Origin of the sequence: Chryseobacterium sp. JM1, assembly GCF_000737715.1 — a bacterium.
Taxonomy (GTDB): Bacteria; Bacteroidota; Bacteroidia; order Flavobacteriales; family Weeksellaceae; genus Chryseobacterium.
Window position 1 is genome coordinate 1 of the sequence record NZ_JPRN01000018.1, and the last position, 25,848, is coordinate 25,848.

Below are 25,848 nucleotides of genomic sequence, written 5' to 3' on the forward strand. Positions count from 1 at the left end.
TTCACCTGGTGGTCGATTCTTCCCAAATACTCGATATTGCCATCGGGAAGCCATTTTCCAAGATCTCCCGTGCGGTACATTTTGGTGCCTTCCACAAAAGGATTGGCTACAAACTTCTCAGCAGTAAGGTCTTCTCTGTTTAAATAACCTCGAGCCAAACCGGAACCTGCGATATAAAGTTCACCGCTTACGCCGATAGGAACTAAATGTTTATTTGAATCTAAAATGTAGATCTCTGTATTGGAGATGGGCTTGCCGATATTTACATTCGTATTATCTACAATAGAAACAGATGACCAGACAGTACATTCCGTGGGTCCATATTCATTATATAATGCTGCACTGCTGTATTTTAGATGATTTAGGACTAAGTTTTTACTCAGTTCTTCTCCGGCAACAATGATATGTTGCAGCGGATTTCCTCCATCTTTAACATCCTGAAAATAAGAAAGTAAACCCGAATAGTAATTCGGTACACACAATAATCCCTGTATGTTATATTTTATAATCTGATGCGAAATATACTCCACATCTTTTATATTCATATTTTTTTCAACGAACAGCCTTCCTCCGCTGCATAAAATTCCAAAAATAACAGCTACTGAAGAATCAAAAGAAAAAGATGGAACCAATAACATACTTTCAATCGAATAGAAACTGATTCTGTTTATAGTAGAATGAAACAAACCCTGATGTTCAATCATTACCCCTTTTGGATTTCCTGTCGTTCCTGATGTATAAATCACATAGGCTAAATCATCTGATTGTACGACAGAATAAGGATTTTGTATAGAATAACTATGTTTTACAATTTCAAATTCTGATAAGAAAGCCTCATCGATATTGACTTTAGCCCGGGTATCGTTCAGAATAAAATCTATTCTTTCCTGAGGATAATCTACATCAATAGGAACATAGGCACCACCGGACTTTAAAATCCCAAAGATTGATATAAGCATTTTCTCACTGCGGGGTAGCTGAACACAGACCAAATCACCGGCAAGAATATCGCATTCAGTTCTAAGATAATGGGCAAGCCTGTTGGCTTCATTATTTAAATCTTCATAACTCAATATTACACCTTCATAGGTAACAGCTATGGCTGATGGCGTATTTTCTACCTGTGATTCAAATAAATCCAAAATTGTTTTATCTGAAGAATACTCAGCTTTTACATTAAAATGAGTAAGAATATCTTTGGCTGTCTGAGAATCTACCAGAGGGTAATCCATAAGATTACTATCCAATAATGTGTCATAATCAGAAAGAATAATGATCAAATTTTTCATCATGCTTTCAATGACATAATCGGGATAGAATGCTTTATAGCTGATAGTTAAGTCAACATTTTCTTCTGATTCATTATAAACAAGGCAAAGATTCTCTTTTGGAGATTCAGCCTCCCGACCGAATTGAATAGAATATTGAGAGAATCCACTCAAATCAAGATCCGGCGCATCATATTGGGAATGAAAAATAATTTCTTTAATATCATTCGCCGTCAATTTCAGTAAATCCTTAAATGTTATATTTTTTTCATCTGTAACATCCAATAACACACTGTTTTCCAGATCAATTGAATCAGAAGGACAAATTCTGATACTACTCTGAGAGTCATCAAAATACCTATCAATAAGAAAGGAAAAAACTGATGAAACAATACTCAGTTTAGATAATGAACCGGCTTTTGAAATTTTCAGATAACCTCCTAACTCCTGTTTCGATATCTCTTTTTTTAAATGCTTTAATTTTTCGTCTGATGAAATAATAGTTTCCTTATTTTTTGTCCTGTTTAGCCAAAAAATATTAGATAAAGATGATGTATTTAACATTAGATTGAATGATAAGGGGGTTTCAGCAATTAGACGTTGTTGTAAGAAATGTGTTCTTACCCAATTTTTTGCTTATTAATAATGTTCAAGATGTCACATTGGTAAGATTCAAATGGTCCCGAAGTTATTATTTCCTTTCTCCCACATTAAGTTCATCAAGCATTTAAGTTCCACTTCAGAATATTGATAAAGAAATATTTCTACTGTAACAATTTCTTTTTCATGCATTTAAGTAATCTTTGATAGCTTTTAAATAAACAAAAACATATGAATTGCATAAAGACTCTCCGACTTCTTTTTTCGTGCGGTCCATTGAGTGATCATTTTACTAACAGGAAGACAGACTTCGAACTTAATTTCAATAAGCTTATTAGTAACTTTCTTTTCAAAACGAGATTGGGTATAGGCATACCACTCTTTAGTAAAAATCATATCTTTCAAAACGGTTATTTATAGCTTCGCCTCTTAAATCACATCAAGGCGAAAAAAATTATAATTAAAAAAAAAGAAAAAAATTACTGGAAATGTTGAGAATTTCGATTGTGTTTTTAGTCCTTAGTTTTTTTGCTAAAGTAAAAAAAAAATCACTCCGAAATGATATTTAGTAAAAAAAATTATTGTTAACATTAAGTAAAAACCATTCCACAAAACAAACAAACAACTGATTGTCAATAAAATACAAAAGTAATTAAAAAGTAAATATTACAAATAAATTTTAAAATATTCACTACATTATGATAAATACAAAGATTTACCCCCTTAAATCTGTTAAAATAATTTCAAAAAAAGTTAAAAATTAACGAAATTTTAATCGTTACTTAAACTAACATAAAAGGCCTCTGAAATTATAAATTTTCAGAAGCCTTTCTATAGAATGTGATATAATTTTAAAAATAAATAGGGGTTAATTTCCCAACTCCAGCTCATCAGCGAAATGTGCTCAGGTGTTCTCCTTCAGAATGATTCTGTACTTCATTTAATCTGACTACACTCAGTTTTGCATCCTGTAAAGAGCGGAAAAAAGAGATCAGTTGATTCACCGGATAATTCATCTGTCCGATAATATCAGGAAACGCTCAGTAAAGCTCACAAAGTCATACTTCCCTGTTCCACAAATGAAGCAGCGAGGAAGGTAACGATGATATTTTTCAGTTGATTGATGAATTCAAAACCGAAGAGCTGAACCTGGTCCAGTTTCAAAATACAGATGTTGATTTTAAGGAGTTTCTGCTGTATCTGCTCCCATTCTGATTTCAAACAGAAAAGAGGATATTTTCTAAAGAAAGCCGGCATTGAAGAATACCGCAAAAATAATATAGAAAATCAACTGAACTGCTCCATGAATCCTTAACGGTTACTAGCGCATCAATGATTTTGCGTGTGGCTGCTGCAGACTATCTTTATACCCCGAAACACGAACTTTTCATCCCTAAACTCTCAAACTCTCAAACTCTCCGACTCTCATACCCGAAACCCGCATCCCGTACCTTTAAAAACTCAAAGCAGACAATTCATGTTTCCCTTTAAACTTAAAGAAATCTTCCTGTGTATACTCCGGACACGCTCCTTCCTGTGAGGTAATGAAAGCCCCTAATGACACAGCCTGAGCCATGATTTCATGGGCAGAAGCTTCCTTTTGCAGTCTTTTTGATAAAAATCCGGCTAAAAATGAATCCCCACTACCCACGGTATCTTTAACCTCAACAGGAATGGTTGGGTAGAGATAAAAATGGTCTTCTTGGGCATAAAGCGCACCTTTACTTCCTTTAGATACAATGATTTCCCGGATTTCAAATTGATCCTGCAGGTATCTGATGCTGTCTTTTTCATCCTTATATTCTTTCTTGAAAAAATCAAGGACCATACGGAGTTCAGCTTTATTAAATTTGGCTAAATGTGTCTTGTGCAGTAACTCATTAATAATCCTGATGTCATAATAAGGTTCTCTCAAATTGATATCAAAAACATTATAAGAACTCACTTCCAGCAGCTGAAACAAAGTGCTTTTCGACTTTTCATTTCGGGCAGCCAGTGTTCCGAAAACCAATGCATCAGCTGTACTGAGAACTTTTTGATTTTCCTGAGTCGGCTCAATAAAATCCCAGGCTACATTTTCTACAATATCGTAATGAGCATCATTGTTTTCATCTACTGAAGCAATCACTGTACTCGTAGGATGTTCTTCTGTAACCTGAATATGATCCGTAGGAATCTGCCAGTTTTTAATTTTCTGCAGCAGCTCATGACCAAGCTCATCATCGCCAACACTGCTTATCATTTCTACATCAAGGCCCATTTTAAAAAGATGATACGCCACATTGAACGGTGCTCCGCCAATCCTTCTCTGTTCACCCGGAAAAATATCCCAAAGAACCTCTCCAAAGCAGACTGCTTTATATTTTTTTTCTTGCATGATTAATTAAATTGTATTTCAGACATACGGATCCTTATGTTCCGTTATCTATCAGTAAATTACTAAAAATTCTATTCGGATAAACAAAATGGGTTGTGAATCATGTTTTTTTTAATGAAAATTTCACTTTCTTATCTGTTTATATGTATTGACCTGAGTTCGGGATAAAACATTTTTAGATATTAGATTTCAGATTTCAGACATCAGACTTTCAACTGGGAGTAAAAATGTCAATGGTGAATTTTGCTTCGCAAGTGAATGGTCAATTGATGACGGAGAAAATTCATAATTCAACATCCATAATTCAAAGTCCGTCATATTTCAACGCTCTCAACCGTGAATGCTTAACGCCGGAATTAAGATTTCAGACGATAATTCCCCATCTTAATTACTGCCAACCAGCAACTCATAAACCAGCAACCAGCAACAAAACTACCCCTAAAAATCATAACTCATCATTCAAAACTCATAACTCCCTCAAAATCTTTACTATTAAAATGAATACGCCTGAACTGAGAACTGAAGAAACGCATTGTTATTCACAGGATTCCACATCGCCCATATTCCAACGGGAATTTTATAACCTTCAATGGTAAAACTCTTTGAAAGGATAAGGCTTATCTCATTGAATCCTGCATCTTTTGCAAAGAAATTGTTCTTCTCTCCGTTGCTGTTGTTCAGCGCGAAACTATAGCCTACCCTTCCCCTTACTTCCAGACTTTCTTTTTTGTACACAGGATATTCTCCCGAAACGAAAGTTGAATATTTATTTTCTGTATTAATGCTGTTCCGGTCTCTCCCAAAAACAACCGTATTCCAGCTGAGCACCAAGGGAAACTGCTCACTCATGGTGTAATAGGATCTGAAATCCCAGAAACGACCGGTCTCGCGGGCAGAATAATTAAAATACTCCTTATTGTTATAGGTGGCACCGGGAGAGAAATTATAAATATCCCATAACTCCAAAACGAGTTTTTTGTTTTTATATCCTACATAATGATTAAATTCCTTGTAGGAACCATCGAAATTACCCCCTGCCCAAAAACCTCCGTAGAAATTTTTAAAATCCAGATGTACATCCCCGGTATAAATAGCTCCTGCAGATACTTCAAGCCCTCTCCACAAGTGACTGTTCCTAAGCTGCAAGGCAGAATGCAGCTCCTGTGCGTTCAATGATATATTTCCTATGACTGCCGAGAAAAAGAGTAACAGATTATATTTAAGCATATTGTGTTTTTTTTATGAAAATCAGTTAGATAATAAGATCTTTCTCGCGGACACGGGATCCGAACAGCGCATAAGCCAGCATTAATAATTCGCAGATCACCGTAAGGGACCACGTCCATCTCCATGAGCCTAAAATATCCGCCAGACCTCCCTGTACAAGGGTAAAAACAGCTCCTCCAAATACCGCAGAAATAAAAATTCCTGACGCTTTTGAAGTATATTTATTCAACCCTTTTATAGACAGGGAATAAATGCAGCTCCACATGGAAGAATGCAGAAGACCGATCGCTACGAGAAACCACAGATTCTGTGTAATCATTGAAACCAGGGCAAGTATTGTTGCTAAAACCGTCGTCACTGCCAGCTGTGTTCTGGCTGAAATATTGCTCAAAAAGCTTGATACCGCTCTGCCTACAAGAAATCCTCCCCAATATAATGTTGATAATAAAGCATGAATTCCGAGATCCATCCCGCCGATGATAATATCTGTCTTTCCAAAAAAAGTGATCGGATGTCCGGAATCCATCAGTTCAAAAGCATATAAATTGATATTTGCTCCGATGGCCACTTCAGTTCCTACGTAAAAGAAAATCGCAAGAACACCGAGTACAAAATGTCTGAAAGACCAGATGCTTCTTTCCAGTTTTTCTCCTGCTACCGCTCTGGTATGGGCAATATCAGGAAGATGAAGTCTTTTCGTGATCACGATAATAATCAGGATGCACAGAATAAGTATTGCAAGTGGCAACAGCAATTGCTTGATCTCTATTTTTTCAATTGAAATTCCGCTGAACATGATTACCGTAACGAAAAACGGTGCAGACGTAGTTCCTATTGAATTAATAGCCGTTAAAATATTTAAGCGCTGTACCGGCTGAGTTCCTTTTAATTCATAGGAAGCTGCGTAGGGATTCACAACTACCTGAATAACAGCCGCTGCAGTTCCCATTAAGTAAGACCCGATCACAAAAATCACAAAACCGAAAGGAATCACCGCATCTTTGATACTGAATTTCATATCCGGATATTGATACCCGAACCATGATGAACACAGGTACATAAACAATCCTGAGATCATAAAGAAAAGTCCGCGGAGAATTGTGTTTTTGTATCCGAAAGCATTCACCCATTTACTTCCTAAAGTTCCATTCAGTAGATAGCCCAGAAAAAAGAAAAAAGAGATCAGCGTGGTGAACGTATTTTTAAGCCCTCCGGCCTGGCTCAGAAATGTGAATTTCAAAGGAGCCTGCAACTGTTCATTGACAGTGGTCAGAAACCCTACGATAAAGTAGATGAATGTGATAATAACGAATGGCAGGATCGGGTTATTCGCCTTTGATCCTGAAGGCTGGATATCAGAATTTATAATCATGGTCAATTATTTTATGATTGATTTTAAAACCGGACCGGTTCCTTTGTTTTTAATCTGGTTGGCAAACTCCGTATACAGTTCAACAAATTTGACTGAACCTTTTAAATCAGCACCTTTAAAAGCAGATAGTTCAAGGAAAGCAAGAACATCTTCATCATCAATCAGCTTCTGATCTTCAGCATTCAGCCAAGGCTCTCCTATTTCATAAGAGTGTCCGTGGTCGTCTGTTCTGTATTTGAGATAATGTCTATAGGAAGCGGTAAGAAAAGCAACTCGGGTAAGATCCATGCCTGCTTTAATCATAATAATCAGATTAGGAATGATATACACCGGAAATTTTGAAATCCCATCGAAACACAGTCTGCTCACCTGATCGCTGACGCTGTGGTTGGCAAATCTTTCGATCAGTGTTTTTTTATAGTCTTCAAGATCTGTGTTTTTAGGAGCGGGAACTAAAGGCGTAATATCCGTATGCATAAAGTTGCGGACAAATCTTACCACATCCTGATCTTCCATGGCCTGATCCACCTTTCGGTAGCCCATCAGAAAAGAAGGATAAGACAATAAAGTGTGTGATGCATTGAGCAGGCTCAGTTTCATATTTTCAAAAGCAGTCACATCATCGGTGAATTCTACCCCGGCTCTTTCCCACGCAGGTCTTCCTGCAATAAAGTTATCTTCAATCACCCATTGTATAAAATCTTCGCAATAAACAGGGGCCAGATCTTCAATTCCACTTTTTTGGTTCAGCCTTTCCACATCTTCAGGAGATACGGCAGGCGTAATGCGATCTACCATGCTGTTTGGAAATGAAACATGAGTTTTCATCCACTCCGCCAGTTCTTTATCCTGAGCTTCTACAAATGCTGTAAACGCTCTTTTGGCTGTATTTCCATTGTGCTGAAGATTATCACATGAAAGAATGGTAATACCTCCGCTATTATTCAGTTTTCTGCGACGAAGCCCTTCAGTAACAAATCCGAAGATGGTTGAAGGAGTTGCAGGATTTTTTACATCATGCTGGATTTTTTCACCGTTCAAAATAAATGCTCCTGTTTCTTTATCCAGATTGTATCCGCCTTCAGTGATGGTTAATGTAATTATTCTGATAGAAGGATCGGCAATTTTGTTGATTACGGCTTCCGGATCTTCAACGCCCCAGATGAGTTCACGCAATGATCCTATTTTATACACCTCATCGGTTCCGTTTCTTCCGCAGACGGTGAGGGAATATTCAAGATTCTGAGCTCTTAAACTACGAACTATATTTTCGTCGGAAGGGAGCAGACAGACTCCACAGATTCCCCACTGCTTCTGATCTTCAGATTCCAGTATGGCATTGGTATAAAACTGCTGATGCGCCCGGTGGAAATTTCCGACACCTATGTGCAGAATTCCTGTGGTGATTTTTTCGGCATCATAATGATAAGAAATGGTATTCATATGCAAAGGATTATTAATACGTTAGTCATTGTGTTAAAACTATATTAACAATCAGTTCATCTTTCGTTTTTTTTATAAAATTTACACTGGGAACGTTCCCGAAACTCAGGGAACGTTCCCAATTGCTTATTTTTTTATTAATTTTAGCAAAAAACATGGGCTGATGAAACGTACAACCATTAAAGATCTTTCAAAATTTTTGTCATTATCGACGTCTACCATCTCCCGGGCGCTCCTTAATGATAAAAATGTAAGCTATGAAACCAGAAAACGGGTACTCGATGCTGCGGATCAATTGGGATATAAACCCAATCTTACGGCTTTGAATTTAAAATCCGGGCAATCCAAAACGATAGGCGTGGTGGTTCCGGAGATGATTACTCCATTTTCCGCAAAGGTTCTTGAAGGAATTCAGAATGTACTGTACCCTCTCGGTTACAGGCTTGTCATTACTCAATCTGATGAAAATCCGCTTATTGAAAGAAAAAACCTGCAGCTTCTGGAAGGATTCAATGTAGACGGGATCATCATTAATTTGTGCCATGAGACCTATAATAATGATCTGTACCATCAAATCATAAATCAGGGAACGCCTTTGGTCTTTTTTGACAGAATTCCCAGCAAATCTTTAGACGTATCAAAAGTGGTCGTAGATGATTACATCAATTCCTCCCTGATGATAGAATACCTGATTAAGACCGGAAGAAAAAGAATAGCTCACATCATGGGACCGCAAACCATCCGGAACGCTGTGGAAAGAGCCAACGGGTATAAGCGCATTATGACCAAATACAATATTTTCGATGAAGATCTGATCATTAGCACGGAAGGAATGAGCTTTGATTACGGGAACGCAGCGGTGAAACAGTTGCTCCATAAAAAGACAGAATTTGACAGTATTTTTGCATTCAGCGATACTTTGGCGATAGGAGCAATGAATTTTCTCCTTGAAAACAATATTAAAATTCCCAGTGATGTAGCAGTAGCCAGTTTTTCGGGAACCGAATTATCTACAATTGTTTATCCGCAGCTGACCAGCGTTCAGCAGCCTTTAGTGAAAATGGGAGAAACCGCTGCGGAACTGATGCTTGAGAAAATAAAAGACAACTCAACACCAAGCAGGACGGTTTTAATGGATGCGGTTTTGGTGTACAGGGCTTCGACTTTGTAAAAGCATTTACAGTTGTGATATCTCACACTTCGACTTCGCTCAGTGTGACATCGTTAATAAGATGCTGTTTCGAAGAGCATTTTATTATTTTAGGTAGCGAAACCTTATAGGTTTTAAAAACCTATAAGGTTTGATTATATTTATTATTTATTTTGCTCCAAAGTTAAGATTGAATCAGAATTTCACTCATCAGTGGCGAGAGTTTTGAAAATCTTTTGCTTCCGGTTTCGTTTTGACAGATTTAAACCAAAAAAAAATCCCATCCCCAGATATTTTCTAAGGATAGGACTCTCACCTAAATAATAAAAATTGTTTCAGACCACAATGAACAGACCTGCAATAGTCTGCGCCTCGCTTGTTGTAAGAACTTCATCATAAGCTGCAGATCCCGCCGCCGCTCCGAAGGCTGTGGCTGTATTGAATCCCGCCTGATTTGTGTTATCTTCTCCTGCGTACACAGCGTTTGTGGCAGCAGGCATATTTCCTCCGTTGGCCAGTTCTATCCAGCCTTTATTGGCACGCATTCTTCTCACCTGTGAAGCATGTCTTGCCTCCACGGAATGGATCTGAAGTGCTGCCTGCAATACAGCTTTATTAGACATTACATTTCCAGCCTGTCCTTTATATGCACGGACTCCGGTGTCTTCAAAAGCCTGAGCTAAAACCAGAAATTGGTTATAATCTGTGAAAGGCGTGAAATTTCCGCCAGCCGTAAAATCAAAAGTAGGTTTTGGTTTTGGAGCTTCTCCAAGAGAAGTCAGGGTACTTTTAAGAAAACCTACATGTGCTGATTCATGTTTTGAAATCTGCATAAAAACAGGTCGGTCTGAATTGGGGATCAATCCGGCCGCTGCAAGACCTATGGCATAATATTCATTTTCAAGATATTCCAAGACCAATGCCAGCTGTAAGGCATCCGTCAAGGCACTTTTGAAAAAAGTCGCGGATGTTGACTGATCTGTAGTTTCCGCTTTGGCAGGAGTAGACACTAATGCTCCCAATCCCAATGGAATGGCGGCTACTGCTGCCTTTTTACCAAATGTTGACATATTGGTAATTGTTTCTAATCTTGTAGCTTCTGTGGTAAAAAATTTATCGTTAGAAAGCTTATCTAGTAATTTAAGAATGTTCATAATAGTAGATTTTGAAAATGAATAATTAGCTGATTCCTCTTTCTTTCCATGTGAAAGGAGTTTTTATAAATCCTCCTGCCGCCATGACGATATCTTTAGGTTCTTTGGCAAGGTCAAGTCCATTGGCATCAATCACATCATCACCTGAGAAATCCGCAGATCCTGGATTAATAATATTCCTGATCGCGGAAGCATGTCTTGCCTCTACAGAAACGATCTTTCCGGCAATCACCAGATACGCCGGGTTGGTAATATATTTTCCTGCACCGTTGTATGCTGCCACTCCTGTATCTTCCAAAGCTTTTGCTGTGGCCAGAACAGAATTTCTGTCGTTAAAATTCACATTAGCGTACTGGAACTGAAGCGTAGGTAAAACATTCGCAGTTACCCCACTGATAGCCGCTTTAAAGAAATCGCGGTGAATCACTTCATGGTGATAAAGATCTGTAAAAAGGTCTTTTTCAACGCTTGAAATTCCGGAGTAGAAATTGTTAACTACTTTGGTATAGAAATCAGCTTCCAGCTGTTCCAGTGCATAGGCGTAATTCAGAACGCCGACATCTCCGGTACCCAGGTCGAAAACCTGCCCGTTGTCTGTCATTCCGAAATCATTGTCATCATCACAACCGATCAGTGTAAGTCCTGCCATAGCCAGTCCTATACCGCCCAGTTTTAAAAAGTTTCTTCTGCCTGTATCCAGAGTAGCTCCCTGGTTAGAAACATTAATAGTTTTTTTCATAATATTATAGGTTTGAGTGTTATTAAATTCTCAAAAGAGGAGAAAAAAACAGCATAATAAATTATGCTGTTTGAAAACTAAAACATTACGGCATCAACACCGTATCAATCACGTGGATCACACCGTTTGACTGATTTACATCAGCGATCGTCACTTTTGCACTATTTCCTTTTGCATCCTGTACATAAAGGTCTTTTCCTTTTGTCCAGAAAGTCAATCCTTCACCTTCTACTGTTTTCATCATACTTTTACCGTTTCCGGCTTTCACAGCTGCCCAGATGTCTTTAGCACTGTATTTCCCTGCAAGCACATGATATGTTAAGATTTTGGTAAGCATTTCTTTGTTTTCCGGTTTTACCAGAGTTTCCACCGTTCCTTTCGGAAGTTTAGCGAAGGCTGCATCTGTAGGAGCTAATACCGTGAAAGGTCCCGCTCCCTGCAATGTCTCTACCAGACCTGCCGCTTTTACTGCTGCTACCAAAGTCTTGTGATCTTTAGAGTTTACAGCATTTTCAATGATATTTTTAGATGGATACATCGGCGCACCGCCTACCATTACTGTTTTTTCTTTCATCGTTTGTGCAGTTACCTTCCCGCTGAAAGCGAATGATAAAGCGACCATTCCTAAAACTGCGATTTTTGAGCTTGTGTTCATTTTGTTGATTTTTTAAGTTAATATCTATTTAAGTTGTGTTCTTAGAATCATTTACGAGGTGGTTTTTGTTTTGGATTTAAAAAAATTGATTTTTTATTAAAAATTTCAAAATCCTTTATTTCTTTTTAGAATCCGGGACAAAATCGAGGCAGACAGAATTCATACAAAATCTTTTACCGGTAGGATTCGGGCCGTCATCGAAAATATGTCCGAGGTGGGAATCACATCTTCCGCACAATACCTCAGTTCTTGTCATGTTATGGGAAGTATCTTTTCTGTAGACCACACTGTTTTTACGAAGCGGCTCATAAAAGGAAGGCCAACCGCAGGTTGTCGCAAATTTTGAAGTGGAAAAAAACAGAGGATTTCCACATACTGCACAGAAATAGGTTCCTTTCTCATCGAATTCATAATATTTTCCGGTGAAGGCCGTTTCTGTAGCCCCTTCTCTGGCCACCTGATACAGTTCCGGCTTCAGGATCTTCTTCCATTCCGTATTGCTCACTTTCAAAGGAGTGGTTACTGTACGCGAGTAGTAAGGATTCTTTGTTTTAAAATTACCAGACTGGGCAAAACTTCTTTCTGCGGTGACTGCCAAAAAGAAGACGAGGGCTGTTTTTACGATGAGACTTTTCATATTCGATAATTTTAAACGATTACTTAAAATCATTTACGATGCAAAAGTTTTTTCGGATGTTGTTTATTATATCTTTTATTTTATTACATTTGGAAGGAAAATCATACGCTATTAAAACAACCTATTCGGAAGAAGAGCTTATCGTTTTACTTAAGGAAAAAAACGAGTCCGGCTTTCACTATTTGTACGACCACTATGCAGGAGCACTGTATGGGGTGGTTCTCCGAATCGTCCAGTCTAAAGAATACACTGAAGAGATTATTCAGGATGTTTTCGTCAAGATCTGGAATGCCATCCATCAGTATGATTCTTCAAAAGGCAAATTCTACACCTGGATGATCAATATTGCCCGAAATACGGCGATAGATTATTTAAAATCAAAAGGTTTCCAAAACGAACTAAAAAACCAACCGCTTCCAGATTTCGTATATAATTCTGCAGAACTTTCAACGTCTAACAATTCATCCGATTTTATTGGATTTAATAATGTACTGAAAGGTCTGGAGGTTGATAAACAAGAACTTATCGACCTGGCATACTACCAGGGTTATACTCAGAACGAGATATCGGAAAAGCTGAAGATACCCCTTGGAACGGTGAAAACCAAAATGCGGAACGCGCTGATGAAATTAAAGGATTTGTTAAAAGATTATCAATAAATTGAACACTAAAGAATACATATCATCCGGAATTATAGAATCTTATATTCTAGGTCTTGCTTCTCCTGAGGAGGCAGGCATTTTGGAGTGTGTGATGAAAAACAATGCTGAAGTAAAAGCGGCTTTTGAAGAAGCGCAGCAAACTTTGGAAGATTTGGCGACAAGCCAGGCCGTGGCACCGCCAGCCGATTTAAAATCTAAGATATGGAATAAGATCCAGCAGGAACAGACTACGGAAGAAGTACAGCCTGCGGTTATTAGAGATATTCCAACTGTGAGACCTCAAGAGAATATTGCGCCTCAACAGGACATTCAACCTCAGAGTAAAAGTAGCTGGAAAACATATGCAGTGGCCGCTTCAGTCCTATTTCTGGTCAGTGCGGCAGGAAATCTTTTCTGGATGAACAGCCAGTCTGAAACAAGATCAGAAATAGCTAAAATGCAGACCGAGAAAAAAACTCAGGATCTCGCTATGCAAAAAATGAATCAGAAAATGGATATGGTTTCCAATCCTGATATGCAGATGGTTATGCTGAAAGGCGTAGAAAAGCATACGGACTCCAAAGCCATGGTTTTCTGGGACAAAAAGACGAAACAAGTCTATCTCAACGCCGAAAGTCTTCCGAAAGCTCCTGAAGGAATGCAGTATCAGCTGTGGGCGATCGCGGATGGCAAACCTGTAAGTGCAGGAATGTATACCGAAGAGAAAGACAGCAAAATAGCGCTCGCGAATATTCCGAAGGCCCAAGCATTCGCTATTACCCTTGAAAAAGAGGGTGGCAGCGCAGTTCCTACCATGGAGAATATGTATGTGATGGGCGGAATCTAATAACTACTTTACCCACTTTTCATTGACAACTCATAAACTCGTTACTTTAAACAGTAGCCTGGATTGCTCATGGATTGAAATAATCACTTGTTTATTTATCAGTGCCCGGGAATTCTGTCTTTAGAAAGAATCATCTGCATTCTGTTCTACGACACTTTAAAGCCATAAGCCATTGAAAATAAATGATTTTTTGTGATAGTATTCATTTTGAATCCCCTACATTTAATACAGAAATAGGACTTATAAAAAAACACAATACTTTATATTTCTACTATCCCCGTCATGGGGATTTTAATGAAATTATTTCAAATAACGATATTTCAAGGTCTTGATGTACGATTAAAGAACATTTAAGTTGGAACAGTTTATATGTTCATTAGCCTCTTGTTAATAGCAGGAGGTTTTGTTTAAAGCCATCGGCAAGGAAATCGGGGAATATTTTAAGTACATACAGTATTAATTATCCTGTCTTCTGTCTATTTTCAGCTCTCTTTCCACTTCATTGACGTTCGGCAAAGGAAAATCATAGCTTTCTGAGATGTACTTCAGCACTTCTTCTTCCGTTTTATCATTGATTTTTCTGATAAAAAGATGATTCGTGGCTTTCAAATAGACAATGAGTTCATTTGAGGTCTGTTTCTTTCCAAATATCGATTTTTCAATGACAGCTCTTTTGTCATCATTCACAATAAGATCGTTGAACGAGGTATTCATCAGAACGGTCTGAAAAAATGATTCTGCCGGGAGAAATGTATGAAGGTAATAATCCTCAAAATTCATCACCCTTTTATTATTGGCGAGAAAAGCGCAGGTATCTCTGGTGAAAATCACCCATTTCCCTCCAATATAAGGCGTCACTCCTTTCATAAATTCTCTTTTGTACATAAGAGATGAGATCTTATAGGAAAGTTCCGTGAAATGATTCTGAATCCTCTGCAGGGTATCCGGACGGTAAAACTTCTGATCATAATAGAAAAGATAATTTCTTCCTTTGTTCGCGGTAAGGAATCTCCTGATGATATTCTGCGATTTTAAAGGATAGTCTTCACCGCTCAGATTAACGAAATAGTCCCATTCCTGGCTTACATTAAGCAGAAACTCCATGGCATCAAGCTCGGCCTGAATCATACTGAATCCGCCGGAAACGATGTTGATACTCTCCAGAATATAGACGTTAGGGAACTGAACAAGGTACATCTGAATCTCATCGGTGATCTCTTCCTTAGCCTTCCGGTCGATATGAATCAGGTAAAACTGATCCCTCGTATAAATCTTCTGAAACATGGCTTTGAAAACTTCCGGCTTATGATGAACCATAATAAAGTAGGCAATTCTCACATGCTGGTCTGAGTGAGATTCCAGAACTTGAGGCCGGGGGCTGGGTGTAGGAACGGAAGTCTGCATAGCTACGGATTTAAAATCATCCGCGGGTGCAAACAATTCAGTTAACGTGCGGAAGCTACGAATAAATTTTTGATAATCAATTATTTAAACTAATTATTATTCAGTTTCTTTATTGTAGTTTTGCAAAGCATTTATAAGAACAGGCCTCTGCCTTTTGCTATTCTGTAATAGTTTAAAATCTTCATTTTTCTCTTTCAGTTTTGCTTTTTCAGCTGCCCAATTAAAACTTATTTTTTGAAATAATTTTTAATACTGCTTCCTTGGTTTTCAGGTTAAAAAAAAGTAGTTATAAAATTCAGAACAGTACGGATTCATCAAATCCTGCTTTAAGAATGAGAACGATACGATATTGCAAAGCTCAGCAAATATATTCCCAAAAATGAATTTATTGTCAAAGTTAATGCAAAGTAAAATAATAAATAAAGATAATGCTTATCCGTTGGATAGCCATTATTTTTAAACAAGACAACAATTCAGATCTTAACCGATTTGGCCACTCAGAACCGGATGTCCGGTAGATTACAATGAGTTTTAAAAATTTAAATTTAATAAATCCTATAGTCCGCGCCGTTACAGAAGCCGGATATTCCAAGCCCACAGAGATACAGTACATGGCTGTTCCACACATTTTAGCGGGAAGGGATGTTATAGGATATGCTCAAACCGGTTCAGGAAAAACTGCGGCATTTGCCATGCCTATTCTGCAGCTGTTAAAAAGAAATACCCCCGATCATAAAGAAATACGTACTTTAATATTAACTCCAACCCGGGAACTGGTCCTGCAACTGGAAGAAAGTTTTAAAGTATACAGCAAATATTTACCCTTATCCCAGCTTTCCATCTTTGGAGGCGTTTTATCAGGAAGCCAGCTGGCCGCTCTGAGAAAAAGAGTGGATATCCTTATTGCAACTCCCGAAAGACTGTTAAATCTGGTAAGCCAGAGACATATCGATCTTTCCAAAATCGAAATACTGGTTCTGGATGAAGCAGACAGAATGCTTGATATGGGATTTGCAGACGATGTGAAAAAGATCCTTAAGCTCATCTCTCAAAAAAGACAGACCTTATTTTTTTCCGCTACGATGCCATCGGATGTCCGCAAATTTGGGGACAGTATGCTGAATAACCCGGCAGAAATTACGGTAGATTCGGTTTCATCACCGGTTCAGGCCATTAATCAGTCCGTTTACTTTGTTGAAAAGACCAAGAAAACAGATTTGTTGATCAATATTCTGCAGGATGTATCCATTTTACGTTCACTGGTTTTTACCCGCACTAAGCAGGGCGCAGACAAACTGGTTAAACAATTGGAACGTACAGGAATTTTTGCAGCCGCTATTCATGGGAATAAATCCCAGATCGCAAGACAGCAGGCCGTGGAAGATTTCAAAAACAGTAAGATCCGTGTTCTGGTAGCTACTGATATTGCAGCCAGAGGGATTGATATTGAGGAACTTCCTTATGTAGTCAATTACGAACTTCCCGATGTCCCTGAAACCTATATTCACAGAATCAAAAGGGCAGGGAGAACAGGAAAAGGAACAGCGGTTTCTTTCTGTGACGAAGGAGAACGTTCTGACTTAACGAATATCCAAAAGCTGATAGGATTTATCATGCCTGTAGGAAAACTCCAATATATACACTAAATCACAATAATATAATACCCGGACATTTCTGAGACGTTTCAGAAAAGGTCCACAAAATAATTAATACAACAATTTTTAATACAATTACAATGCAAGAAGGCACAGTAAAATTTTTCAACGAAGCAAAAGGTTTCGGATTCATTTCTCCAGCAGACGGGAGCAAAGACATTTTTGTACACTCTTCAGGATTAGACACAAGATCTATCCGTGAAAACGATAAAGTAGTTTTCGAAGTACAAAAAAGCGATAAAGGTTTAAATGCAGTTAACGTAAAGTTAGCATAGTTTGAATATAACGTTTAGGCGAACATTGGCTGATCAGTAGCGATACTTTTCATTCGATGTCCGTTCAAAACCTCTTACTTGATGTGAGAGGTTTTTTGTTTTAGACATTTTTAGATTTCAGACTTTCAAATGTCAATGGTGAATTTTGCTTCGCAAGTGAATGGTGAATACTGGAGTTGAGAGCCAAGATGCTAGATGTTAGATATGTTTTGGGTTCCGAACCAGCAACCCTCACCCAGCAACTTTCTTACTCTCAAACCCTAAAACTCTCCGACGCTCAAACTCTCCAACTCAAACTCAGATTAATTAAAAGAATCCCTGAATTCCAGAGGTGAGACAGACATCCTGTTTTTAAACAATCTGTGAAAAGACTGAGGATGCTCAAAACCAAGTTGATAAGCGATCTCAGAAACCGATAATGAGGTGGTAGATAACAATTCCTTAGCCTTTTCAATCAGCCTGTTCTGAATATGCTGCTGTGTACTCTGACCGGTCTGAATCCGAAGCATGTCACTCAGATAATTAGGACTTACCCCAAGTTCGGTCGCCATGAACTGAACAGTGGGAATTCCGTTAATAATCAACTGATCACTTTTAAAATAATGATCAAGCAGATTCTCAAGCCGGGTCAGAAGGTCATTATTCACTTTTTTCCGGGTCAGGAACTGGCGGCTGTAAAAGCGGTCGCAGTATTTCAGCAAAAGATCTATATTGGACACCAAAAGATCCTGGGTGAAGGAGTCTATATTATTCTCCGTTTCTTTTCGGATATTGTCAATAATATCCATCACAGACTTCTCCTCTCTTTCGGAAAGGTGAAGGGCTTCATTGCTGGAATATGAAAAATATCCATAATTTTTGATCTCTCCGGCTAAAGGATAGCCCTGCAAAAAATCAGGATGAACCGCGAGAACACTGCCTTCCACTTCGGAAAGCAATATATCTTCAAACTGCATAACCTGCTGCGGTGCCGTGAAATACATAATTCCATTATCAAAATCATAATACTGCTGTCCGTATTTAAATTTTCCTGCACAGTCTTTTTTAAGCGCCACAACATAAAAATCCGTCGTTACAGCACTCAACAGAGTAGCAGGATCTACACAAACATCTGCAAAATCAAAAACACTGATCAGTGGATGGGAAGGTTTTTTAAGTTTCAAATACCGATGCAACAAGCTGATAGAAGATATTTTTTCCGGTGTTTTCATGAGGTTTTCAATTAATGAGTAAGGAAGATGGGAGCTGGAAGAGGGAAGTTACTGTAGGCGTTTTTTTCAATTCCTACTTTTAAATTTGATTCCTTTCTTCTTCCATCTTCCTTCTTTAAAATTACTATTTTTTCTGTTCTTCTTTTATCTGTTCTATTCCCTGTCTGTAAGAAGTCACTTTAAAATCCGGGAATCGTTGTCTGAATTTTGAGTCATCAAATAAATTGTCATACCCATATCTTGGAAGGAGTTCCTGAAGTTCTTTCATATTTTCGTTAAAAACAGCACCAATTTTAAATACAAACTTCGGAATGACAGCATATTTTAATTCTCTTCCATAAACCTGTGAAGCTAAGGCTATAAATTGCTTATAGGTAAGCTTATTTTCATCTACCGGAAGATGCCACGTCTGCCCGAATGCGTCCGGTGTATTTCCTATCAGTGCTGTTGCTCTGCTGGCATCCGGTGTCCAGATCAGGCTTCTTAGAGTGTTGTCTTTTAATGGAACTTTCAGTTTTTTGTCCTCCTTGATATTATTAAAAACCAAAGTATTGGTAATACTCTGCGTTTTTCCGGGGCCATAAAATTCGGGAGCACGGCAAATGACGGCTTCTATTTGTCCGGTTTCCATTTCTTTCAGAAGCATTTCAGCCATCTGCTGTCTTACTCTACCCTTTTTTCCTACAGGTGCAAAAGGAGTTTGCTCTGTCAAAACCCTGCTGTCCTGAGGGTACATATACGTATTATCAAAAAACACCAGTTTTGTCCCGCTGATTTTACAGGCATCGATTACATTTCTCAATATCACTGCAAACTGTTTCTCCCATAAATCCGTATTCATTGGCATTCCTAGTGTAAAATAGGCAATTTCACTTCCTTTTACGGCTTCGATAGCTTCTTCCCGCTTTGAAAGGTCTGCCGCAAACAGAGTATCCGTATCATTCACTTTAACGGGTTTTCTGCTCACGATTCTGATATCTGATGTATAATTTCGTTTCAGTTCTCTTGCTAATTCTTCTCCAATCTGTCCGTTGGCTCCTAATATTGTTTGCATAATTTTTTGTTATTTCCAGTTGTTTCAGGAAGATTTTGCTATGACAAAGTTCCGCAATCCACCTCATGAAACTGTATCTTAATTGAGATAAGTTGTAACAGAATCTCTGCTTAAATTCACATTAAAAATTTATGTCTTTCTTGCCGCAAAACATGATATATTCCCCCAAAATATCCTAAAGTTTGACTTCCGTTCCTTAAAAACGGCTATATCCTGCTATATTTGTCCCCGAAAAAGTAATTCTACAATTATCATCAATGAATTTATTATACGTTAACTGGGATGTAAGTCCCGAAATTTTCAATATCGGCGGGTTTCCTCTGAAATATTACGGGATGTTATTTCTTGCCGGGCTCGTTTTATGCTACACGATCTTAAAAACCATCTATAAAAAAGAAAATCTAAGCCAGCCGGCTCATGAAGCCCTTTTCTCTTATGCATTTATAGGAATTTTAGTGGGTGCCAGATTAGGACACTGCCTGTTTTACGATTTCGATTATTATTCCCAACATCCGATCGAAATTTTTCTTCCGATCCAACAAGGAGCTGACGGAGCGTATCATTTTTCAGGATATGCCGGACTGGCAAGCCATGGTGGCGGAATCGGGCTGATCATTATGCTTCTGGTTTATGCCAGAAAATTCTCGATCAAGTTCATGACTGTTCTGGATGTCATCGCTATTGCAACTCCTTTAGCCGGAGCATTTATCAGGCTTGGAAATCTGATGAATTCTGAGATTATAGGAACACCTTCTGATGTTCCCTGGGCATTTATATTCAGACATGTAGACAATATCCCGAGACATCCTGCGCAGCTGTATGAGGCGATTTCTTACCTTACGATCTTCCTTGTTGTGTATTTTATTTACACGAAAAATATCTTTAAAGTGGGAAAAGGCTTTTACTTCGGCATCACTACCCTGCTTATCTTTATTGTTAGATTCTTCGTAGAATTTATAAAAGTAGATCAGGTGGATTTTGAAAGAGGAATGAGCCTGAATATGGGACAGATTTTAAGTATCCCTTTCCTGTTTCTGGGCCTGTTCTTTATTATTAAAAGTGTTCGTGATAAAAGAGAAATAAAAGTTTCTTAATCTTAAAGACATATACTTAAACATCTCCGGAATCCATGGATTCCGGAGATGTTTTTTAGCTATGATCCATAAAAAAATTGGCTTAAGGTCATTAAGCCAATCCGCATTCTTCAGTGAGAATACTTACATCCACATATATATTCTAATTATTGCAATCGGTCGTTTTCTTCTTCAAATCTTTAATCAATCCTGTGGAGTCCGTTTGATTTGTTTAACACTTCAAAATTGCACAAAACAAGGCAGGAATAAAAGAAACAGCTATCAAATAAGGATTGAAGTCTATTACTGGTTGAGTTTGAGTGTTTGAGAGTTTGAGAGTTTGAGAGTCGGAGTGTTTTAGTGTTTTAGTGTTTTAGTGTTTTAGAGATACGGGTTTTGGTTTCGAGATGCGAAGTGCGGGTTTCGTGATTGAGGTTTTTCATTGTGCCTTTTTAATTCAAAATTTAAATTCACCATTCACTTGCGAAGCAAAATTGACCATTCACATTTCTCAGCCTTTACCTTTACCTAAAACTCTATAGAAGGCTTATACGTTCTACCGATCGGAAGTTTTTTACCGTTCACCTGTATCATACTTGCAGAGCGTACTTCAATTTTGGATCTGGAGATAATGTAAGATTTATGAATTCTGATGAACATTTTCGGATCCAGGCTTTCCTCTATCCTGCTGATTGGCATTTTAACGGTAATCGTTCCTGTTTTGGTGTGGATATGAATGTATTCGCGCAAGCTTTCAATAAAAAAGATATCGTGAAGGATGATCTTAATCTGTTTTTTTCCGCTGCTGATGAAAATATGCTCACGGTCTGCGGCTTCCAGAAGCGCTTCTTCAGCATTCATAAGGTATTTAAACTTTTCAACAGCCTTTATAAATCTGTCATATGGAATGGGTTTCATCAGATAATCTACAATATCAAGCTCATATCCTTCTACAGCATACTGATGATAAGCAGTCGTTACAATGACTAGAGGTGGATTTTTCAGTTTTTTAAGGAAATCAAAACCTTTGACCACCGGAAGATGCAGATCCAGAAACATGAGATCAATTTCATGTCTGTTTAAAAGGCTTCCGGCATAAACAGCGTCGGAACATTTAGCCACCAAATGAAACTCTTCATCCCTTGAAACAAAATTTTCCAGGATCTCTGCGGCTATAGGTTCATCTTCTACGATGATGCAGTTGTATTTTTTAGAAACGGGAGGTGTCATTAAGATCAATAATTAAGGTTACGATATAACGGTCCTGGGTGCTTTCAACGGTAAGAATATGCTTTGGATAAAGTAATTCAAGTTGTCTGCGAATATTTTTCAGTCCTATTTTTGTGGAATTTCCGTGAGGTTTTTCTTCTTTTGAATTTTCAATATGGTAATGAAGCACTCCATTTTTAAGCTGAATATCAATATGAATAAAACTTTCACCCAAAGTTTCAGAAACCCCATGTTTAAAAGCATTTTCTACAAACTGGATCAAAATAAGCGGTGAAATTTCCTGGGAAGGATGATCGATCTCTTCATTAAAACGGATCACCAGATCATGATGCCGGATTTGCTGAATCTGGAGAAAATCTTTGATATTTTCTAGGTCTTTATCAATCGAAATATAGCGTTCGGCTGCTTCGTAAATATTATACCGCATCACCTTGGAAAGCTGCAGGATCACATCAGGTGTTTCATCTGCTTTTTTAAGGGCCATTCCATAGATATTATTAAGGGTATTGAACAGAAAATGAGGATTGATCTGGGCTTTCAGCATGGTCAGTTCCTGGTCCAGCTTTTCTGATTTTAAGAGGGAAATCTGCTCTTTCAGAAGGTTTTTCTGACGTGTAATTTCTACTCCAAAGATCAGACCCGCCATGAAAATCAGGTCCATAAAAGAATTGAACACCACCAATCCGTTGATAAATCCGGACTTCTGCTTTCCATCCAACGTTTCTGCTACCCCATAAATTTGGGGATAGATAATATAATGGGTGAAAAACCGGTGAACCAGAACAGCAGCAACGATAATAACACTATAGAGGATATAACTGAGGAATTTCTTAATTCCCGTTTTCTCATACACATACAGCAACGCATACGCCAGCGGCATTTTAATCATAAGATAGCCCAGTTCCAAAAGAATGGTATTCTGAAGTCTGGTCTGCCATTCTGCATCAGGAAACTGATATCTCGACCAGTAAAAGTCCAGATAAACTTCCAGCATATAATACAGGATCCAAAAGAGCAGATGGACATATAATTTTGATTTTCTGTCAGGCATCAGGCGTAGCGGGTTTTACTATGCAAAATACCATCTTTCCACGGAAAATAAAAATATGTCCGGGTTAACCCGAAGCAACGGTCTACGAACTGCGTTTGTGCATTTTTTCAGAATGATAATCTGTAAAAAACAGCTGTAAAAAGCAACATATCAAAAGTACATTGAACTCTATTCCGTTAGCTCCTCCGCCTACCACATACCAGCCATTCTGCCAGTGCAAAAAATAAATTCCTAAGGTTAAAATAAACATATTAAGAATGGACACTACTCTTACACACCGGTCTGACCAGATCAGAAATACAGAAAAAAGATGAATGAGTTTAACGGCCCAGGCCAGATAAATCCCGAAAGGGCTGAACCCTATAGCATCCAGATAAAGACGTCCAAAATCATTGACATCACCACTAAAAATAGAAACTACGCTGTGCATCAATAGAATAACCGACAAAGCGGAACGGATATAGAAGTTCTTTTTCATGAATCCAAGTTAAAAAATCACGGAAAAGAATGGGAATCACTGCGTATCAACGGCTTAAAAGTGTATATGAAGGAAAGGAAGCCGGAAGAGGGAGGATGGAAGTTACTGGAGGACTGTTTATTTATAATAGTCTTTGTTCATAGCTTGATGAAATTCTACTTCTGTAAAAATGATTATTAAAGAAAGGAAGTAAGAAGAGGAAAGAGAAAGTTATTAGCAGGCCTCACATTTATAATAGTGGCTTTATAACTTCCGTCTCCCTGCTTCCAGCTTCCCAACTTAATTATCTTGTTGTATACCCCCCGTTTGCGAAGATCGTCTGTCCTGTGATCCACCAGCCCTGTGTTACCAGAAACTCTACCAGTGGAGCGATATCTTTAATATCAGTAAGTCCTCCCAATGCAGAGGCAGATTTGTGATACGCTACCGCATCCTCAGATTCCTGTCCGTAAAAGAAAGGCGTATCCATAGGCCCTGGCGCTACTGCCGTCACAGAAATTCCTCTTTCTCCAAATTCTTTAGAAGCTGCTCTTGTAAAATGTTCTACCGGAGCTTTTGCGCCAGCATACGTAGAATATAAACCTGTGTAAGCTGCTAACAGAGAAGTAACAATGGTACAGATTTTACCGTTGTCATTCAGTTTTTTACCCGCTTCCTGAAGAAAGAAATACGCTGATTTTGAATTGACGTTGAACATAGTATCATACTCCTCTTCCGTTGTTTCTGCAAAAGGCTTTTTCAACACCATTCCTACGGTATTGATCGCGATGTCAATTCCTCCGAATTTTGAAACAGCTTCATCAAAAAGCTTTGTTATATTGTCTACTTTTGTAAGGTCTCCCTGAAACAAAAAAGCTTCTGCTCCAAGGGCCTGAACCTCTGCCAGTGTCTTTTCACTGTCTGCTCTGGAGCTTTCACTGTTATAATGAATGGCCAGTTTTGCACCCTTTGCTGCAAAACCTCTGCTCAGCAGCCCTCCTAAATTTTTGCCACCTCCGGCAATTAATACGACTTTTCCTTTGACATCTTGTGTTGACATTGTATTTTTTTTAAAATGTTGTCAAACAAAGATGGACAATAGCATTCAATTCATCATGGTGAATCTTTCGGAAGCTGTAATAAATTCAGAATTTCGTACGTAAGTCATGATAAAAAGCGAATTAATTTAAAAAAAACATTATTTTTTTTAAGATACCACGCTAAGGATATATCACATTACGTACCAACAGGATACACTCTTCAAAAGCCCTGAAATTCAACATTTTTTCAATAGAAATCAAAAATAAGTGATTTTTAGGCACAGCATTTGCAGCTCTGTTAAGCGTATTATACACCACTTCATTTTTATAATATATTATTTTCCATAATCCTCGGCTTGCTGAGGATTTTTTTATTTTAATCTAAACTTTGAACGAAGAAGTTATTAAAAATCACCGATACAATAGCAATATCTGCGTCTCAAACTATTAACCGTATCAATTCTCATACAAACGAACTTTTATTCTATATATAATAGGATGAAATGAATGATATCCTATTATGGGAGCCAAAATACATTTTTGATAATCAATGATTTAAAATAGGTTTATTCAGTTAATTGTCGTATATTTGTATATTAATTAATAGGCCGCTGCCTTTGCCCTCTGTTATAGTATAGAAATTCTTTCTTTTCAGTTCCCGCTTTTTCAGACGCCTCATTTTTTAAAAAATCACTTCTTTTACTGATGAACGGCCAAAACAAAACTGCTTTCGACGTTTCGTTTCACAAAGAAGTACAGACGGACGACTGCAGGCTCTCATAGCATATGGCAGATCAGGTAGACAAATATTACAATATAAAATTAAATACTAGAATAATTTATGGCAGACTCTTTTTCTAAAAAAGAAAATTTCAAGAAAAAAATTCAAAAGCAAAAAGAAAAAGCGCTGAGACGCGAAGATCGTAAAACGAATAACAACAAAGGAGCGGAAGACGTTTTCATGTATGTAGATGAATTCGGAAGATTGACTTCTACACCTCCTGAAGACAGAGAAAGACTGGAAGTAAACATTGATGAGATCCAGCTTGGTGCAGCTCCGATTATTGCGGAAGACATCAGAAAGACAGGTATCATTACTTTCCACAGTGAAAAAGGATACGGTTTCATTACTGAAGATAACAGTAAGGAAAATGTTTTCTTCCACAACAACAGCTGTGCACACCCTGTAAAAAAGGGGAACAAAGTATCTTTCGAGAAAGAAAAATCTCCGAAAGGCTTCTCTGCAGTTAACATCGAGTTGGTTAAATAATCAAAGCTTTAGTTTAGC

General features: G+C 38.0%; 24 protein-coding genes and 1 pseudogene. 7 read left to right on the plus strand and 18 right to left on the minus strand.

Annotated features, from left to right (window positions below; all coding sequences use genetic code 11):
• The 7 genes and pseudogenes from IW22_RS21020 to IW22_RS21050 form a co-directional block, all read right to left on the minus strand.
• Window positions 1–1,832, minus strand: a 1,832-nt coding sequence (locus IW22_RS21020; RefSeq protein WP_117616598.1) for a non-ribosomal peptide synthetase, incomplete at its 3' end; no start/stop codon positions are given.
• A gap of 249 nt (window positions 1,833–2,081) precedes the next feature.
• Complete coding sequence (locus IW22_RS24835) at window positions 2,082–2,264, minus strand: transcription termination/antitermination NusG family protein (protein ID WP_034730795.1); 183 nt, start codon at window positions 2,262–2,264, stop codon at window positions 2,082–2,084.
• Window positions 2,265–2,779: 515 nt separating this feature from the next.
• A pseudogene (locus tag IW22_RS24670) lies at window positions 2,780–3,086 on the minus strand (peptidase domain-containing ABC transporter); the annotation flags it as partial.
• A 235-nt stretch (window positions 3,087–3,321) separates the two neighbouring features.
• Window positions 3,322–4,245, minus strand: a complete 924-nt coding sequence (locus IW22_RS21035) for a carbohydrate kinase family protein (protein ID WP_034730797.1) — start codon at window positions 4,243–4,245, stop codon at window positions 3,322–3,324.
• Window positions 4,246–4,737: 492 nt separating this feature from the next.
• On the minus strand, window positions 4,738–5,472 hold the full coding sequence (locus IW22_RS21040; protein ID WP_034730801.1) for a hypothetical protein: 735 nt from the start codon (window positions 5,470–5,472) through the stop codon (window positions 4,738–4,740).
• Window positions 5,473–5,497: 25 nt separating this feature from the next.
• Entirely contained in the window at window positions 5,498–6,844 is a 1,347-nt protein-coding gene (locus IW22_RS21045; RefSeq protein ID WP_034730805.1) for an MFS transporter, read from the minus strand.
• 6 nt (window positions 6,845–6,850) lie between these two features.
• Complete coding sequence (locus IW22_RS21050) at window positions 6,851–8,287, minus strand: mannitol dehydrogenase family protein (RefSeq protein ID WP_034730806.1); 1,437 nt, start codon at window positions 8,285–8,287, stop codon at window positions 6,851–6,853.
• A gap of 163 nt (window positions 8,288–8,450) precedes the next feature.
• On the opposite strand from IW22_RS21050, the gene IW22_RS21055 reads away from it, so the two are divergent.
• Entirely contained in the window at window positions 8,451–9,458 is a 1,008-nt protein-coding gene (locus tag IW22_RS21055) for a LacI family DNA-binding transcriptional regulator (protein ID WP_034730807.1), read from the plus strand.
• A 314-nt stretch (window positions 9,459–9,772) separates the two neighbouring features.
• On the opposite strand, the gene IW22_RS21060 is transcribed toward IW22_RS21055, so the two are convergent.
• The 4 genes from IW22_RS21060 to msrB all read right to left on the minus strand — a co-directional run bounded on the left by IW22_RS21060 (window position 9,773) and on the right by msrB (window position 12,622).
• A complete protein-coding gene (locus IW22_RS21060; RefSeq protein WP_034730808.1) occupies window positions 9,773–10,591 on the minus strand; it encodes a ferritin-like domain-containing protein in 819 nt (272 codons plus the stop codon).
• 25 nt (window positions 10,592–10,616) lie between these two features.
• Window positions 10,617–11,330 carry a ferritin-like domain-containing protein gene (locus IW22_RS21065; RefSeq protein ID WP_034730812.1) on the minus strand — a complete coding sequence of 238 codons (714 nt, stop codon included), beginning with the start codon at window positions 11,328–11,330 and terminating at the stop codon, window positions 10,617–10,619.
• Between the two features lie 85 nt (window positions 11,331–11,415).
• On the minus strand, window positions 11,416–11,985 hold the full coding sequence (locus tag IW22_RS21070) for a fasciclin domain-containing protein (protein WP_034730815.1): 570 nt from the start codon (window positions 11,983–11,985) through the stop codon (window positions 11,416–11,418).
• A gap of 115 nt (window positions 11,986–12,100) precedes the next feature.
• A complete protein-coding gene (gene msrB, locus IW22_RS21075) occupies window positions 12,101–12,622 on the minus strand; it encodes a peptide-methionine (R)-S-oxide reductase MsrB (protein WP_034730819.1) in 522 nt (173 codons plus the stop codon).
• Between the two features lie 38 nt (window positions 12,623–12,660).
• On the opposite strand from msrB, the gene IW22_RS21080 reads away from it, so the two are divergent.
• Together IW22_RS21080 and IW22_RS21085 are read left to right on the plus strand one after the other, a co-directional pair.
• Complete coding sequence (locus tag IW22_RS21080) at window positions 12,661–13,281, plus strand: RNA polymerase sigma factor (protein ID WP_228384085.1); 621 nt, start codon at window positions 12,661–12,663, stop codon at window positions 13,279–13,281.
• A gap of 1 nt (window position 13,282) precedes the next feature.
• On the plus strand, window positions 13,283–14,110 hold the full coding sequence (locus IW22_RS21085; RefSeq protein WP_034730826.1) for an anti-sigma factor domain-containing protein: 828 nt from the start codon (window positions 13,283–13,285) through the stop codon (window positions 14,108–14,110).
• 456 nt (window positions 14,111–14,566) lie between these two features.
• Here IW22_RS21085 and IW22_RS21090 read toward each other — a convergent pair whose 3' ends face one another.
• A complete protein-coding gene (locus IW22_RS21090) occupies window positions 14,567–15,514 on the minus strand; it encodes a beta-1,6-N-acetylglucosaminyltransferase (RefSeq protein WP_034730972.1) in 948 nt (315 codons plus the stop codon).
• A gap of 524 nt (window positions 15,515–16,038) precedes the next feature.
• On the opposite strand from IW22_RS21090, the gene IW22_RS21095 reads away from it, so the two are divergent.
• Together IW22_RS21095 and IW22_RS21100 are read left to right on the plus strand one after the other, a co-directional pair.
• Window positions 16,039–17,160 carry a DEAD/DEAH box helicase gene (locus tag IW22_RS21095; protein WP_034730834.1) on the plus strand — a complete coding sequence of 374 codons (1,122 nt, stop codon included), beginning with the start codon at window positions 16,039–16,041 and terminating at the stop codon, window positions 17,158–17,160.
• A gap of 89 nt (window positions 17,161–17,249) precedes the next feature.
• Window positions 17,250–17,444, plus strand: a complete 195-nt coding sequence (locus tag IW22_RS21100) for a cold-shock protein (protein ID WP_034730837.1) — start codon at window positions 17,250–17,252, stop codon at window positions 17,442–17,444.
• A 302-nt stretch (window positions 17,445–17,746) separates the two neighbouring features.
• On the opposite strand, the gene IW22_RS21105 is transcribed toward IW22_RS21100, so the two are convergent.
• Window positions 17,747–18,655 carry a helix-turn-helix domain-containing protein gene (locus IW22_RS21105; RefSeq protein WP_034730842.1) on the minus strand — a complete coding sequence of 303 codons (909 nt, stop codon included), beginning with the start codon at window positions 18,653–18,655 and terminating at the stop codon, window positions 17,747–17,749.
• A gap of 124 nt (window positions 18,656–18,779) precedes the next feature.
• A complete protein-coding gene (locus IW22_RS21110) occupies window positions 18,780–19,709 on the minus strand; it encodes an NAD-dependent epimerase/dehydratase family protein (RefSeq protein ID WP_034730843.1) in 930 nt (309 codons plus the stop codon).
• A 257-nt stretch (window positions 19,710–19,966) separates the two neighbouring features.
• On the opposite strand from IW22_RS21110, the gene lgt reads away from it, so the two are divergent.
• Window positions 19,967–20,803, plus strand: coding sequence for a prolipoprotein diacylglyceryl transferase (gene lgt, locus IW22_RS21115; protein ID WP_034730845.1), 837 nt, complete (start codon window positions 19,967–19,969; stop codon window positions 20,801–20,803).
• Window positions 20,804–21,310: 507 nt separating this feature from the next.
• Here lgt and IW22_RS21120 read toward each other — a convergent pair.
• The 4 genes from IW22_RS21120 to IW22_RS21135 all read right to left on the minus strand — a co-directional run bounded on the left by IW22_RS21120 (window position 21,311) and on the right by IW22_RS21135 (window position 24,580).
• A complete protein-coding gene (locus IW22_RS21120) occupies window positions 21,311–22,012 on the minus strand; it encodes a LytR/AlgR family response regulator transcription factor (protein WP_034730846.1) in 702 nt (233 codons plus the stop codon).
• Window positions 21,993–23,063, minus strand: coding sequence for a sensor histidine kinase (locus tag IW22_RS21125; protein ID WP_034730847.1), 1,071 nt, complete (start codon window positions 23,061–23,063; stop codon window positions 21,993–21,995). Before IW22_RS21125 ends, IW22_RS21120 begins: the two co-directional genes overlap by 20 nt.
• An 82-nt stretch (window positions 23,064–23,145) precedes the next feature.
• Window positions 23,146–23,541: a DoxX family protein gene (locus IW22_RS21130; RefSeq protein ID WP_034730848.1), complete on the minus strand. Its 396-nt coding sequence runs from the start codon at window positions 23,539–23,541 to the stop codon at window positions 23,146–23,148.
• 283 nt (window positions 23,542–23,824) lie between these two features.
• Window positions 23,825–24,580 (minus strand): SDR family oxidoreductase, encoded by a 756-nt coding sequence (locus tag IW22_RS21135; RefSeq protein WP_034730849.1) that lies wholly within the window; start codon window positions 24,578–24,580, stop codon window positions 23,825–23,827.
• Between the two features lie 821 nt (window positions 24,581–25,401).
• Here IW22_RS21135 and IW22_RS21140 point away from each other — a divergent pair.
• The gene (locus tag IW22_RS21140) at window positions 25,402–25,830 is read left to right on the plus strand and encodes a cold-shock protein (RefSeq protein WP_034730852.1); all 429 of its coding nucleotides are present in this window, start codon (window positions 25,402–25,404) and stop codon (window positions 25,828–25,830) included.
• Window positions 25,831–25,848 lie beyond the last annotated feature (18 nt).

Excerpts from the sequence above, each read along its gene's own strand:
- IW22_RS21095 (WP_034730834.1), top strand. The coding sequence starts at position 16,039 with ATGAGTTTTAAAAATTTAAATTTAATAAATCCTATAGTCCGCGCCGTT.
- IW22_RS21055 (WP_034730807.1), top strand. The coding sequence starts at position 8,451 with ATGAAACGTACAACCATTAAAGATCTTTCAAAATTTTTGTCATTATCG.
- IW22_RS21050 (WP_034730806.1), bottom strand. The coding sequence starts at position 8,287 with ATGAATACCATTTCTTATCATTATGATGCCGAAAAAATCACCACAGGA.
- IW22_RS24835 (WP_034730795.1), bottom strand. The coding sequence starts at position 2,264 with ATGATTTTTACTAAAGAGTGGTATGCCTATACCCAATCTCGTTTTGAA.
- lgt (WP_034730845.1), top strand. The coding sequence starts at position 19,967 with ATGAATTTATTATACGTTAACTGGGATGTAAGTCCCGAAATTTTCAAT.
- IW22_RS21065 (WP_034730812.1), bottom strand. The coding sequence starts at position 11,330 with ATGAAAAAAACTATTAATGTTTCTAACCAGGGAGCTACTCTGGATACA.
- IW22_RS21060 (WP_034730808.1), bottom strand. The coding sequence starts at position 10,591 with ATGAACATTCTTAAATTACTAGATAAGCTTTCTAACGATAAATTTTTT.
- IW22_RS21035 (WP_034730797.1), bottom strand. The coding sequence starts at position 4,245 with ATGCAAGAAAAAAAATATAAAGCAGTCTGCTTTGGAGAGGTTCTTTGG.
- IW22_RS21040 (WP_034730801.1), bottom strand. The coding sequence starts at position 5,472 with ATGCTTAAATATAATCTGTTACTCTTTTTCTCGGCAGTCATAGGAAAT.
- IW22_RS21140 (WP_034730852.1), top strand. The coding sequence starts at position 25,402 with ATGGCAGACTCTTTTTCTAAAAAAGAAAATTTCAAGAAAAAAATTCAA.
- IW22_RS21110 (WP_034730843.1), bottom strand. The coding sequence starts at position 19,709 with ATGCAAACAATATTAGGAGCCAACGGACAGATTGGAGAAGAATTAGCA.
- IW22_RS21105 (WP_034730842.1), bottom strand. The coding sequence starts at position 18,655 with ATGAAAACACCGGAAAAAATATCTTCTATCAGCTTGTTGCATCGGTAT.
- IW22_RS21130 (WP_034730848.1), bottom strand. The coding sequence starts at position 23,541 with ATGAAAAAGAACTTCTATATCCGTTCCGCTTTGTCGGTTATTCTATTG.
- IW22_RS21090 (WP_034730972.1), bottom strand. The coding sequence starts at position 15,514 with ATGCAGACTTCCGTTCCTACACCCAGCCCCCGGCCTCAAGTTCTGGAA.
- IW22_RS21080 (WP_228384085.1), top strand. The coding sequence starts at position 12,661 with ATGCAAAAGTTTTTTCGGATGTTGTTTATTATATCTTTTATTTTATTA.
- IW22_RS21135 (WP_034730849.1), bottom strand. The coding sequence starts at position 24,580 with ATGTCAACACAAGATGTCAAAGGAAAAGTCGTATTAATTGCCGGAGGT.
- IW22_RS21100 (WP_034730837.1), top strand. The coding sequence starts at position 17,250 with ATGCAAGAAGGCACAGTAAAATTTTTCAACGAAGCAAAAGGTTTCGGA.
- IW22_RS21045 (WP_034730805.1), bottom strand. The coding sequence starts at position 6,844 with ATGATTATAAATTCTGATATCCAGCCTTCAGGATCAAAGGCGAATAAC.
- IW22_RS21070 (WP_034730815.1), bottom strand. The coding sequence starts at position 11,985 with ATGAACACAAGCTCAAAAATCGCAGTTTTAGGAATGGTCGCTTTATCA.
- IW22_RS21125 (WP_034730847.1), bottom strand. The coding sequence starts at position 23,063 with ATGCCTGACAGAAAATCAAAATTATATGTCCATCTGCTCTTTTGGATC.
- msrB (WP_034730819.1), bottom strand. The coding sequence starts at position 12,622 with ATGAAAAGTCTCATCGTAAAAACAGCCCTCGTCTTCTTTTTGGCAGTC.
- IW22_RS21120 (WP_034730846.1), bottom strand. The coding sequence starts at position 22,012 with ATGACACCTCCCGTTTCTAAAAAATACAACTGCATCATCGTAGAAGAT.